This window comes from Stenotrophomonas sp. YJH_SMC_82 (assembly GCF_059368875.1).
In genome coordinates this window covers 939,913-952,530 of the sequence record NZ_JCAFSE010000001.1, presented here as the reverse complement: position 1 = coordinate 952,530, position 12,618 = coordinate 939,913, and the positions used below count along the sequence as shown (strand labels likewise).

Below are 12,618 nucleotides of genomic sequence, written 5' to 3'. Positions count from 1 at the left end.
CCCCTTTTTCTTCAATCCAGGAATCGCGCTGCCTGCTCCGGTGCGGGCAGATGACAGGCATCATGCCGCCCGAACCAGCGGTAGCGGTTGCGCGCCAGCGCGCGATACGCGGCATCACGCCAGCCGCGCGGCACCATCCGCAGCACGCCGGTCAGGCGCCAGACGCCGTCCAGCCCGGCCAGTACACGCAGGATGGCATCGGTATCGGTCCAGGCGCCCTGCGCGTCCAGCAGCAGGAACGACATCGGGTCCTGCGGGTCCAGCCCGTGCGCGCGCAACATCGCGCTGCCCTGCTGCCCCTGCATCGCCGCAAAACGGTAGCGCCCCTTGCGGTCGAAACGCAGCAGGAAGCGCACCCAGCGGTTGCACAGGGCGCACACGCCGTCGAACACGATCACCGCGCTGCCAGTCCCGGCGGCGCCGTCACTGTGGTTCGAGCCAGCCTTCATAGCGGATCAGGGCTCCGGCCCAGGGCAGCGTCACATCGACCAGGAAAGTGTAACGCTCGCCGCGCCAGGCTTCACGGCAGCGCACACCGCCGAACCAACGCGTCGGCAGCGGCAGCAGCCCGAACGCCCAGACCCGCCGCACCGACCAGTCGATACCACCCTCGCGGGCCTGCAACGCGAACTCCAAGCGCACCGCGCCCAGCTGCTCGCGCAGAATCCCTTCGTGCGCCCACAGCCGCGACACCATCGGCCAGCGGCCGAACCGTCGCGCCCACTGCTCACCCTGCCCGCGTGCACTGAACGCCACTTCGGTGGGCAGCGCGTCGCCGTCCTTCGGCAGCCGCGCCAACGCGGCCAACAGCGGCACCAGCCAGTGCCGCCCTCGCACGATGCGCGCCTGCCCCACGTAGCGGCAGGGCAACGGCGCGGCATGCAGCGCCTGCACCGGCGCTGCCAGGGTGGCGAAGGCCGGCCCCAGCACGCGCGCGAACAGCGGCGTGGTCAGGGCGCGATCCAGGCCAGGGTCGCCATGCGCCCGGTACGACGGTCGCGCCGGTGCGAATACAGGTCAGGATCGGCCATGGTCGACACCGTGCCGCCATACACCTGCGCCGGGTCCATCCCCGCCGCCTGCAACCGCTGCCGCGCCAGCGCGAACAGGTCCACTTTCCAGTGGCCTGCGCGGGTGGCCACGAACGCCGCCCCGGCGGCCGGATCATGGCCGACGAAGGCGTGGTAGACCTCTTCGCCGATCTCGTAGTCGACCGGCCCGGCAGCCGGGCCCAGCCAAGCCCGCAGCTGCGCCGGCGGCGTCTGCAGGGCGGCCACCGTGGCCTCCAGCATGCCGTCAGCCAGCCCACGCCAGCCGGCATGGGCCGCACCCACCTCGCTGCCATCGGCCGCGGCAAACACCACCGGCAGGCAGTCGGCGGTCAGGATCGCCAGCACCACGCCCGGCACCGAAGTCACCGCGGCGTCGGCCACCGGTTCGCTGGCGCCAGCCACCGGTGGCGCGGTGAAGCGCAGCACGGTGCTGCTGTGCACCTGGCGCAGCCAGTGCGGTGCCGAGGGCAGTGCCAGCCCCTCCTGCAGCAGCTGGCGGTTGTGCTCCACGTTGGCCGGGGTATCACCATCGGCCGCGTGCCGGTTGCCGAGGTTGAACTGCGCGAACGGCGCCGGCGAAATGCCCGCGCCATGCCGGCGCGTGGTCAGCGCATGGACGCCTGCCGGCGCCGGCCAGTCCGCCTGCAGCAACGGCAGCGCGGCGGCCATCACCAGCGATCCCGCTCGCGGGCGGCGAAGGCTTCGCTGTCTTCGCGCAGCACCTTCATCAGGTGCAGCATGTCCTCCGGCACCGGCGCGGTATTGCGCACCGGCTCACCGGTGATCGGATGCATGAACTCCAGGGTCTCGGCGTGCAAGGCTTGGCGCTTGAAGCCGCGCAGCGCGGCCACCAGCGCGTCGCTGGCACCCTTGGGCAGCTTCAGCGCACCGCCGTACAGCGGGTCGCCGATGATCGGATGGCGCACGTGTGCCATGTGCACGCGGATCTGGTGGGTACGGCCGGTTTCCAGGCGGCACTCCAGCGCGGTGTGCGCACGGAAGCGCTCGCGCAGGCGGTAGTGGGTCACCGCTTCCTTGCCGTCTTCGCGCACCGCCATCTTCAGCCGGTCGCGCGGGTGGCGGTCGATCGGGGCATCGGCGGTACCGCCTGCCACCAGCGCGCCCATCACGATGGCCAGGTACTGGCGGTGCACGTCACGGGCCGCCAGTTGCTCGACCAATGCAGTCTGCGCTTCCAGGGTCTTGGCCACCACCATCACGCCGCTGGTGTCCTTGTCCAGGCGGTGCACGATGCCCGCGCGCGGCAGCACCGCCACCGACGGGTCGCGGAACAGCAGCGCGTTGACCAGGGTGCCGCTGTGGTTGCCGGCGCCGGGGTGGACCACCAGGCCGACCGGCTTGTTGATCACCAGCACATGCTCGTCCTCGAACAGCACGTCCAGCGGGATGTCCTCCGGCTGGGCGTCGGTCTGGGTTTCCAGCACCACGTGGAGGGTCACCACCTCGCCGCCGCGCAGCGGATCGCGCGGGCGCACCTGGGCGCCGTCCAGCAGGACGTCACCGGACTTGATCCACTCGGTCAGGCGCGAACGCGAATATTCGGGGAACAGTTCGGCCACGACGGCATCGAAACGACGGCCGGCGGCGGTGTCGGGGACGATGGCCTGGCGGGCCGATTCAGAGGGTTGTTCAGACATGGCAGGGGGCATTCTTTGAAATTTTGGGGTCCCGGCGGCCGGTTTCAGTCGCTGGACAGGACACTAGGCTATCATCGACCCTTCGTATTCCAGCCGCGTCCCGCCTCGACCCCATGATCCGACGCTCCGCCATGCTCTCCGCGCCCGTCCGCCTCACCGCCCTGCTGCTGGTGCTGGTCATCGCCGCAACCGGCTGCCACCGCGGCGCCAAGAAGGGTGATCGCCCCGACGAAGGCGTGCCGGTCGAACAGCTGTACGAGAAAAGCCACAAGCTGATGCAGGGCGGCAACTGGAGCGGCGCCGAAGCCAGCTTCCGCCGCCTGGTGGCCCAGTATCCGTACGGCCCGTACACCGAGCAGGCGATGATCGAAACCGCCTACGCCCAGTACAAGGCCGGCAAGCACGATGACGCCGTCTCCAGCATCGACCGCTTCATCCGCACCTACCCGACCCACCGCAACATTGCGTACCTGTACTACCTGCGCGGCCTGGCCAATTCCAACCGCAGTACGGTTTTCCTGCGCCGCGTATGGTCGCTGGATGCCAGCCGCCGCGACCTGTCCACGCCGCACCAGGCGTACTCGGACTTCAACATCGTGGTTGATCGTTACCCGAACAGCCGCTACGCCGCCGATGCGCGCCAGCGCATGCTGGAGCTGCGTGACGTGTTCGCCCAGCACGAGCTGGACAACGCCCTGTACTACATGCGCCGCGGCGCCTGGGTCTCGGCCGTGGGCCGCGCCAACTACCTGCTGGAAACCTACCCGCAGAGCGCCTTCCAGTACGACGCCGTGGCCGTGCTGGCCGATTCCTACACCCACCTGGGCAACAAGACCCTGGCCGACGACGCCCGTCGCGTCCTGCAGCTGAACCAGCCGGATCACCCGTGGCTGGAAGGCAAGTGGCCGAAGTACCCGTGGATGATCCGCAAGCTGAACCCGTTCGCCGGCGAGAAGTCCGCCAGCACCGGCCAGCGCAACGCGCGACTGGAAAAGAAATAAGAGAGGGCCCCGAAAGGGGCCCTTCTTCTTTGTGGAGTCGAGCCACGCTCGACTGCTTTCCTCATCCGCCTCCCCGCGCCGGGGCCGGCACCTAGGAATGCTACGAATCCAGCGCGGATGCGACGCCGGTCGCAGCCCGCCTGGGTGAGGCGCTCCACACTGCGGCGCAACGGCCACACCGGCCATCACGGAGCGTCCCATGGCCCCACTGCGCTGCAGTTTCCGTCCCCTGTCCTGCCTCATCGCCACCGCCCTGCTGGCGCTATCCCCGCGCCCCCTGGCCGCTGCACCGGCCGCGCCGGGCGATCTGCTGTCTGCTGCCCCCTATCGCGCGTCATGGGTGCCGTCCAGGGCCGCGCAGGCCTACAAGCTGCACTACCGCACCCCGGACCACCGCGGCCAGCTGGCCGAAGGCACCGGCCTGCTGTACCTGCCCGCCGGCGCGGCGCCTGCGGGCGGGTGGCCGGTGGTGTCCTGGGCACATGGCACTCAGGGCATTGCGGATCGCTGTGCGCCCTCGGTCTCCGGCCCCACCCATGCCGAACGCGACGGACGCTTCCTGGACGTGTTCCTGGCCCAGGGCTATGCCGTCGCCGCCGCCGACTACCAGGGCCTGGGCAGCCCAGGCAATCATGCCTACCTGCACGTGCGTACCGCGGCGCGCAACGCCATCGACATGGTCAAGGCCAGCCGCCAGTACCTGGGGACGGCAACATTGTCGCCGCGCTGGGTCTCGGTCGGATATTCGCAGGGGGGCGCGGCCGCATTGACAGCAGGCCATCTGGCCGCCTCCCATGGCGGCCCATCCCTGCAGTACCGCGGCAGTTTCACCGCCGGAACGCCCACCGCAGTCGAACTGACCGCGCTGGTGATGAATCCCGGCAACCGCACCGCCAATCCTGGCGCACCCAACGCATATCACGCGTATCTGCTCGACGGCCTGCTGCAGGCCGCGCCTCAGATCGACCGCGTCCTCAGCGACGCAGGCCGTGCCCGTGTGGCAGTGGCCCGCGAGCAGTGCCTGAGCGAACTGACCGCCACGCTGGACGGCGCCGATACCGGCAGCATGTTTACTGCACCACTGACCAGCGTGCCGGGCATCTGGGCGGTGCTGTACGACTATCTGGGTGTACCGCGCCGCGGCTTCAGCCAGCCGCTGATGCTGGCCCATGGCAGCGAGGACCGCGACGTGCCCTATCTGACCACCCTGCTGTACGCCGCAAGCCTGGCCTTGCGAGGTGAGCCGGTCGCGTTCCGGCGCTACCCGGTCGATCATCGCGGCACGCTGGATGCGGCGGCGGCGGATGCCCTGGCGTTCGTGCGTGCACGACTGGAGGGCGACCACTTCAACGACGCTGCGGAGATCGCAGGCCTCGAACAACGGCTCGACGAAGCCCGGTAGATCCACGCCATGCCGGATACGCGATCCAGGAAGTTGCCGGCCAGCGGCCGGCACTACCGAATGCAGTAGATCCACGCCATGCGTGGATACGCGCTATAGGGCGTTGCCGGCCAGCGGCCGGCACTACCTGCCAACCGCTGCCTCAGCCCTTGTAGCCGTTGCTGATCGGGTAACGACGCTCGCGGCCAAAGGCGCGGCGCGAGACCTTCGGCCCCGGCGCGGCCTGGTGCCGCTTCCACTCGCTGATGCGCACCAGCCGCAGCACGCGGTCAACCACGGCCGCATCGTAACCGGCGGCCACGATCTCCGTGCGCGACTGTTCCTGGTCGATGTAGCGGTACAGGATGCCGTCCAGCACGTCATAAGCCGGCAATGAATCCTGGTCCAGCTGGTTCTCGCGCAGCTCGGCCGACGGCGGGCGGCTGATCACCGCCGGCGGGATCACCGGCGCGCCGCCCACGGTATTGCGCCACTTGGACAGGCCGAACACTTCGGTCTTGTACAGGTCCTTCAGCGGCGCATAGCCACCGCACATGTCGCCGTAGATGGTGGCGTAGCCGACCGCATACTCGCTCTTGTTGCCGGTGGTCAGCAGCAGGCCACCGAACTTGTTGGCCAGCGCCATCAGGATCACGCCACGGCTGCGCGACTGCAGGTTCTCTTCGGTCACGTCCGGCGCGGTGCCCTCGAACATCGGCGCCAACGCTTCCATCAGGCCCTTGAACGCCGGCTCGATCGACACCGCCTCCAGCTTCACGCCCAGCGCCTGGCACTGCTCGGCCGCCAGGTCGTTGGACAGGCCCGCGGTGTAGCGCGACGGCAGGCGCACGGCGGTTACGTTCTCCGCGCCCATCGCGTCCACCGCCATGGCCAGCACGATCGCCGAGTCGATGCCGCCGGACAGGCCCAGCCACACTTTCTTGAAGCCGTTCTTGCGGCAGTAGTCCTGGATGCCACGGGTCACCGCGCGCCAGGCCAGCGCGTCCATGCTCTCGTCGCCGTCGTCCATCCACACGTGCGGCATGAAGCGGCGGCTGGCGCCGTCGTACTCCACCACCAGCCACTGGTCGACGAAGGCAGCAGCGGCCGGGTGCACCGTGCCATCACCGTCGGCCACCACCGAGGCGCCATCGAACACCAGCGCGTCCTGGCCGCCAACCACGTTGAGGTAAGCGATCGCCGCCCCGCTCTCGCGGGTACGTGCAGCCAGCACGGCGTCGCGCTGGGCATGCTTGCCACGCTCGTACGGCGAAGCATTCGGCACCACCACCAGCTGCGCACCGGCGCGCATGGTGTCGGCCAGCGGCTCGGCAAACCACAGGTCCTCGCAGATCAGCAGGCCAACCGGAATACCGTTGACCTCGAACACGCAGCTGCCGCCATCCGGATCGACATCGAAGTAGCGGCGCTCGTCGAACACGGCGTAGTTGGGCAGCTCACGCTTGCGGTAGGTCTGCTCGACCAGGCCATCACGCAGCACGCTGGCGGCGTTGTAGACCACCGCGCCAGCCGCCTGCGGCCAGCCGACCACGGCGGTGATGCCGCGGCAGGCGGCAGCGATGCGGGCCATCGCCTGCTCGCACTCGTACAGGAAGCCCGGGCGCAGCAGCAGGTCTTCCGGCGGGTAGCCGCTCACCGCCAGCTCGGGGAACATCACCAGCTCGGCGCCGTACTCGTCGCGCGCCTGGCCGATCATCTCGATGATGCGCTCGGTGTTGCCGGCGACATCGCCGACCGGGAAGTCGAACTGCGCCATCGCGATGCGGATCGAAGCCATGGGATTCCAGCCTGTGGTTGCAATGCCGCCATTGTAACGCCGGGGTCAGATCCGTTTTGCGCAGCAAAAGGGATCTGGCCCCACGCCAGACGCAGAAAGGCCGCCCGGAGGCGGCCTTTCTGTGTTCAAGCAGCCGGCCAGCGGCCGGCTCTACAGCATCGTCTGCCGGAGGCAGTCGATCTTATTTCACCAGCTTGGCGATGGCAGCGCCCAGGTCGCCCGGCGAGCGGACGGTGACAACACCGGCAGCTTCCATGGCGGCGAACTTGCCTTCGGCAGTGCCCTTGCCGCCCGAGGCGATCGCACCGGCGTGGCCCATGCGCTTGCCGGCCGGAGCCGACGCACCGGCGATGAAACCGACGACCGGCTTCTTCACGTGGTTCTTGATGTACTCGGCGCCGGCTTCCTCGGCGTCGCCGCCGATTTCGCCAACCATGATGATGCCTTCAGTCTGCGGGTCTTCGTTGAACAGCTTCAGGCAGTCGACGAAGTTCAGGCCGTTGATCGGGTCACCACCGATGCCGATGCAGGTGGACTGGCCCAGGCCGACTTCGGTGGTCTGCTTGACCGCTTCATAGGTCAGGGTGCCCGAACGCGACACGATACCGATCTTGCCCGGCTGGTGGATGTGGCCCGGCATGATGCCGATCTTGCACTCACCCGGGGTGATGACGCCCGGGCAGTTCGGCCCGATCAGCACGGTGTCCGGATGCGAACGGGTCAGCACGTTCTTGACGCGCAGCATGTCCAGCACCGGGATGCCTTCGGTGATGCAGACGATGACCTTGATGCCGGCAGCAGCGGCTTCCAGGATCGCGTCGGCCGCGTACGGCGGCGGCACGTAGATGACCGAAGCGTTGGCGCCGGTGCTCTGCACGGCGTCGGCAACGGTGTTGAAGACCGGCAGGTCGATGTGGGTGGTGCCACCCTTGCCCGGGGTCACGCCGCCAACAACCTGGGTGCCGTACTCGATCATCTGAGTGGCGTGGAAGGTGCCCTGCTGGCCGGTGAAGCCCTGCACGATCACCTTGGTGTTCTTGTTAATCAAAACAGACATGGGAATTCCTTGGTGTCGAATCAGGCAGCGTTCTTGACAGCTTCAACGATCTTCTTGGCGCCATCGTTGATGTTGTCAGCCGGGATGATGGCCATGCCGCTGTCGCGCAGCAGCTGCTTGCCTTCTTCCACGTTGGTGCCTTCCAGGCGCACCACGACCGGAACCTTGACGCCCACTTCCTTCACGGCGGCGATGATGCCTTCGGCAATCATGTCGCAGCGGACGATGCCGCCGAAGATGTTGACGAAGATGCCTTCAACCTTGTCCGAGGACAGGATCAGCTTGAACGCCTCGATGACGCGCTGCTTGTTGGCACCGCCGCCCACGTCCAGGAAGTTCGCCGGCTCGCCGCCGTTGAGCTTGATGACGTCCATGGTGGCCATGGCCAGGCCGGCGCCGTTCACCATGCAGCCGATGTTGCCGTCCATGGTGACGTAGTTGATGTCCAGCTCCGAAGCGATCACTTCGGTCGGATCTTCCTGAGTCTTGTCGCGCATGGCGACCAGGGCCTTCTGGCGGAACGCGGCGTTGTCGTCGCTGTCGAACTTGCCGTCCAGCGCGTACAGGTTGCCGTCGTCCAGGATGGCCAGCGGGTTGATTTCAACCAGGGCCAGGTCCTTTTCGTTGAACAGGCGGTACAGGTTCACCATGATGCTGGCGAACTGGCCGGCCTGCTTGGCGGTCAGGCCCAGCTTGAAGCCGAAATCACGGCCGTGGTAACCCTGCACGCCTTCGACGAAGTCGACGTTCAGCGAGTGGATCAGCTCCGGGGTTTCAGCAGCGACCTGCTCGATTTCCACGCCGCCTTCCGAAGAGGCGATGTAGGTGATGGTCTTGGTGCCACGGTCGACCAGCACCGACAGGTACAGTTCCTTGACGATCTCGCCGGCGGTGGTCACCAGCACCAGGTTGACCGGCAGTTCAACGCCTGCGGTCTGGTAGGTGGCCATCTTGGTGCCGAGCATCTTGGCCGCAGCGGCCTTCACGTCGTCGGTGGTCTTGCAGAACTTGACGCCGCCAGCCTTGCCGCGGCCGCCAGCGTGGATCTGCGCCTTGACCATCCAGGGGCCCTGGCCCAGGGAGTTGGCAGCGGCAACCGCTTCGTCCGGGGTCGCAGCGACCTTGCCGGCCGGGACCGGGATGCCGTACTCGGCAAGCAGTTGTTTTGACTGGTATTCGTGGAAATTCATGCGTCACCGTGGGAATAGGAACGACCGCACGCAATTCCTCAGGGCCCCGGCGGGGCGCCGGCATGGACCGCGGCGGGCCCACTATTGTGGCCGAGCCGGCGCCGGGGCGCAAAGAAGTCTGTACAAAACGCCAGACCCGGCCAGATTTCCGCGGTCATTCAGGCAGTTGCGCCCGGCGGCCCACTGGCCACCGGTATCCATCCCGGGCCAAATGCGCGATCCGGGCGGCTCCGGCGGCGCCCTGCCTGGGGCCCTATACTGGCCGACCAAGGTGTGTAGAGTCGGGCTTGCCCTGCTGCTTCCACCGCAGGCCACATCGAAGCGACGTGCCCGCCCGGCCTCAGGGGACGCCAGGCAGGCCCGCCGCAGCGTCCAGACCCAGGCAGCCAGAAGGGGAGTTCCGGCGTGTCACCCAGTGCTTCATTGATCGACCGCATCGAATCGATTCCGCGGCGTGAGCTGTATTTCTTCGCGCTGTACCGGGTGCTGATCGCCTCGGTCATCGCCGCCCTGCTCTACAGCCCGCTGTCGGCCATGGTCGGCGAAGCCCACCACCCGCGGCTGGCCGACACCGTCGCCGCCATCTACCTGGTGCTGTCCCTGCTGGCCCTGGTGATCGGCCGCAACGAACGCTGGCTGCGCCCGATCGTGGTCAGCGGCGTGCTGGTGGATATCGTCGCCGCCACCCTGTTGTCGCATGCCCTGCCCGGTGCCAGCGCCGGCATCTCGATGTCGCTGCTGTTCAACATCGCCGCCGCCGCCACCCTGCTGCCGCTCAGCCTGGGGCTGGGCCTGGCCCTGGCCGCCAGCCTCGCCACCGGCGTGGAGTACACCTGGAAGCTGCTGGAAGGCGGCGACCCCACCCGTACCCTGGCCGAACTGGCCATGTTCGCCACCAGCTACCTGGCACTGGCCTTCATCAGTTACCAGGTCGGCAGCCGCGCGCGCCGCAACCAGCAGCTGGCCAACCAGCGCGGCGATGAAGTGGCCAACCTGTTCCAGATCAACGAGCTGATCATCCGCCGCATGCGTACCGGCGTGCTGGTGGTCGACGCCGACAACCGCGTCACCCTGGCCAACGAGGCCGCCTCGATGCTGCTCGGTGACAGTGATGGCAGCGGCGAAAGCGGCCGCCTGGACCTGGCCAGCGCCGCCCCGGAACTCGCCCGTCGCCTGCAGCGCTGGCGCAATGGCTGGGCGCAGGACGAACTACCGCTGCAGCTCAACCCCGACCAGCCCGAAGTGCAGCCGCGCTTTGCCCGCCTGCTGGCCGGCAGCGACCTGGCCCTGGTGTTCCTGGACGACTCCAGCGTGGTCTCGCGCCGCGCCGAATCGCTCACCCTGTCGGCGATGGGCCGCTTCTCGGCCAGCCTCGCCCACGAGATCCGCAACCCACTGGCCGCGATCAACTACGCGGTGCAGCTGCTGGAAGAAGGCACCGGCTTCAACGAAAGCGACCGCCGCCTGCTGCAGATCATCCGCCAGCAGTGCCAGCGCACCAACGGCATCGTCGAAAGCGTGCTGGGCCTGGCCCGGCGCGAGCGCGCCACGCCGGAGAACGTCGACCTGGCCGCCTTCGTGCGCCGCTTCGTGCTGGAGTACAAGCAGGGCCAGACGCTGGAGACCGACAGCATCGAGCCGATCATCAACGACACCTCGGTGCTGGCCCAGGTCGACACCAAGCACCTCTACCAGGTGCTGACCGTACTGGTGCACAACGCGCTCAAATATGGCCGCATCGGCCAGCAGCCGGCGCGGGTGCGCCTGCGCGTGGCGCAGCACGAGCGCAGTGCGGTCATCGACGTGATGGACCGTGGCCCCGGTATTCCCGAGAGTGTGGCCGCACAGTTGTTCCGGCCGTTCTTCACCACGTCCGAGCATGGCACCGGGCTGGGCCTGTATATCGCCCGCGAGCTGTGCCGGGCCAACCAGGCGCGGCTGGACTACATCCCGGTTCCCGCTGGAGGCTCCTGCTTCCGCCTGGTGCTGCCCGGCCCGCATACGCTGTTGCCCACCTGATCTCGATTCCGTGCGTCAAACATTTGTCGCTTCCAGCCCCCTCGTTTATCTTTCACGCCCATGAACGAAACCCGCAGCGCCCTCGTCGTCGACGACGAACGCGACATCCGCGAACTGCTGGTACTGACGCTCGGCCGCATGGGGCTGCGCATCAGTACGGCAGCCAACCTTGCAGAAGCGCGCGAACTGCTGGCCAGCAATCCGTACGACCTGTGCATCACCGACATGCGCCTGCCGGACGGCAATGGCATCGAGCTGGTCAGCGAGATCGCGCAGCACTACCCGCGCACGCCAGTGGCGATGATCACCGCCTTCGGCAGCATGGACCTGGCCGTGGAAGCGCTGAAGGCCGGCGCCTTCGACTTCGTCAGCAAGCCGGTGGATATCGCCGTGCTGCGCGGCCTGGTCAAGCACGCGCTGGAACTGAACAACACCGAGCGCCCTGCACCCGGCCCCGCCGCCGAACAGGGCGCACGCCTGCTCGGCGATTCGCCGGCCATGGACGTGCTGCGTACCACCATCGGCAAGGTCGCGCGCAGCCAGGCGCCGGTCTACATCCTCGGCGAATCCGGCGTGGGCAAGGAGCTGGTCGCACGCACCATCCACGCCCAGGGCGCCCGCGCGGCCGGCCCGTTCGTGCCGGTCAACTGCGGCGCCATTCCCGGCGAGCTGATGGAAAGCGAATTCTTCGGCCACCGCAAGGGCAGCTTCAGCGGCGCCCACGCCGACAAGCCCGGGCTGTTCCAGGCCGCGCATGGGGGCACCCTGTTCCTCGACGAAGTGGCCGAGCTGCCACTGCAGATGCAGGTGAAGCTGCTGCGCGCGATCCAGGAGAAGTCAGTTCGCGCGGTCGGCGCTGCCACCGAGGAGCCGGTGGACGTGCGCATCCTCTCGGCCACCCACAAGGACCTGGCCGAGTTGGTCGAGGACGGGCGCTTCCGCCACGACCTCTACTACCGCATCAACGTGATCGAACTGAGGGTGCCGCCGCTGCGCGAGCGTCGCCAGGACCTGCCGGAACTGGCCGCATCGGTACTGGCACGACTGGCCCGCAGCCATGGCCGCCCGACGCCGTTGCTGGCGCCGTCGGCGCTGGACGCACTGGCCCAGTACGCCTTCCCCGGCAACGTGCGCGAACTGGAGAACATCCTGGAACGCGCGCTGGCCCTGGCCGAAGAAGACCGCATCGGCGCCGACGACCTGCGCCTGCCGCAGCATGCCCCGCGCACGCCCGGCAGCACAGCGCACGCCGAAGCCGTGGTGGACCTGCAGCCCGGCAGCGCCGCCCTGCCCTCGTACATCGAACAGCTCGAGCGCAGCGCCATCCAGCGCGCGCTGGAAGAGAACCGCTGGAACAAGACCCGCACCGCCGCGCAGCTGGGCATCACCTTCCGCGCGCTGCGCTACAAGCTGAAAAAGCTGGGGATGGAGTAAGGGGGGCCCGACGCGGGCCACCCCATCC

The 12,618-nt window shown here is 68.1% G+C and carries 11 protein-coding genes; 4 read left to right on the top strand and 7 right to left on the bottom strand.

From position 1 onward, the window contains the following. Positions 1 to 11 precede the first annotated feature (11 nt). Genes AC5P53_RS04260 through rluD form a run of 4 tightly spaced genes read right to left on the bottom strand, consistent with a single transcriptional unit; the run spans position 12 to position 2,710 of the window. Positions 12 to 449: a thiol-disulfide oxidoreductase DCC family protein gene (locus AC5P53_RS04260; protein ID WP_241887054.1), complete on the bottom strand. Its 438-nt coding sequence runs from the start codon at positions 447 to 449 to the stop codon at positions 12 to 14. Then, positions 424 to 930, bottom strand: coding sequence for a DUF4166 domain-containing protein (locus tag AC5P53_RS04255; RefSeq protein WP_241887055.1), 507 nt, complete (start codon positions 928 to 930; stop codon positions 424 to 426). Before AC5P53_RS04255 ends, AC5P53_RS04260 begins: the two co-directional genes overlap by 26 nt. Positions 931 to 950: 20 nt before the next feature. Further along, positions 951 to 1,721 (bottom strand): peptidoglycan editing factor PgeF, encoded by a 771-nt coding sequence (pgeF, locus tag AC5P53_RS04250; protein WP_241887056.1) that lies wholly within the window; start codon positions 1,719 to 1,721, stop codon positions 951 to 953. After that, positions 1,721 to 2,710, bottom strand: a complete 990-nt coding sequence (gene rluD, locus AC5P53_RS04245; RefSeq protein WP_197606113.1) for a 23S rRNA pseudouridine(1911/1915/1917) synthase RluD — start codon at positions 2,708 to 2,710, stop codon at positions 1,721 to 1,723. The genes pgeF and rluD overlap by 1 nt, the downstream gene beginning before the upstream one ends. 113 nt (positions 2,711 to 2,823) lie before the next feature. Between rluD and AC5P53_RS04240 the strand changes: the two genes are divergently transcribed. Then, the gene (locus tag AC5P53_RS04240) at positions 2,824 to 3,711 is read left to right on the top strand and encodes an outer membrane protein assembly factor BamD (RefSeq protein ID WP_032960726.1); all 888 of its coding nucleotides are present in this window, start codon (positions 2,824 to 2,826) and stop codon (positions 3,709 to 3,711) included. 199 nt (positions 3,712 to 3,910) lie between these two features. Further along, the gene (locus tag AC5P53_RS04235) at positions 3,911 to 5,113 is read left to right on the top strand and encodes a lipase family protein (protein WP_111206595.1); all 1,203 of its coding nucleotides are present in this window, start codon (positions 3,911 to 3,913) and stop codon (positions 5,111 to 5,113) included. A 142-nt stretch (positions 5,114 to 5,255) separates the two neighbouring features. Here the strand turns inward: AC5P53_RS04235 and AC5P53_RS04230 are convergent, their stop codons facing one another. From AC5P53_RS04230 to sucC, 3 genes are all read right to left on the bottom strand, one after another. Next, entirely contained in the window at positions 5,256 to 6,890 is a 1,635-nt protein-coding gene (locus AC5P53_RS04230) for an NAD+ synthase (RefSeq protein ID WP_014648197.1), read from the bottom strand. Positions 6,891 to 7,071: 181 nt separating this feature from the next. Next, positions 7,072 to 7,947, bottom strand: a complete 876-nt coding sequence (gene sucD / locus AC5P53_RS04225; RefSeq protein WP_005410793.1) for a succinate--CoA ligase subunit alpha — start codon at positions 7,945 to 7,947, stop codon at positions 7,072 to 7,074. 20 nt (positions 7,948 to 7,967) lie between these two features. After that, entirely contained in the window at positions 7,968 to 9,137 is a 1,170-nt protein-coding gene (gene sucC, locus AC5P53_RS04220) for an ADP-forming succinate--CoA ligase subunit beta (protein WP_004154430.1), read from the bottom strand. A 405-nt stretch (positions 9,138 to 9,542) separates the two neighbouring features. On the opposite strand from sucC, the gene AC5P53_RS04215 reads away from it, so the two are divergent. Beyond that, positions 9,543 to 11,156: a sensor histidine kinase gene (locus AC5P53_RS04215; protein ID WP_014648198.1), complete on the top strand. Its 1,614-nt coding sequence runs from the start codon at positions 9,543 to 9,545 to the stop codon at positions 11,154 to 11,156. A gap of 60 nt (positions 11,157 to 11,216) precedes the next feature. Then, the gene (locus AC5P53_RS04210; RefSeq protein WP_241887057.1) at positions 11,217 to 12,590 is read left to right on the top strand and encodes a sigma-54-dependent transcriptional regulator; all 1,374 of its coding nucleotides are present in this window, start codon (positions 11,217 to 11,219) and stop codon (positions 12,588 to 12,590) included. The last annotated feature ends 28 nt before the right edge of the window (positions 12,591 to 12,618 follow it).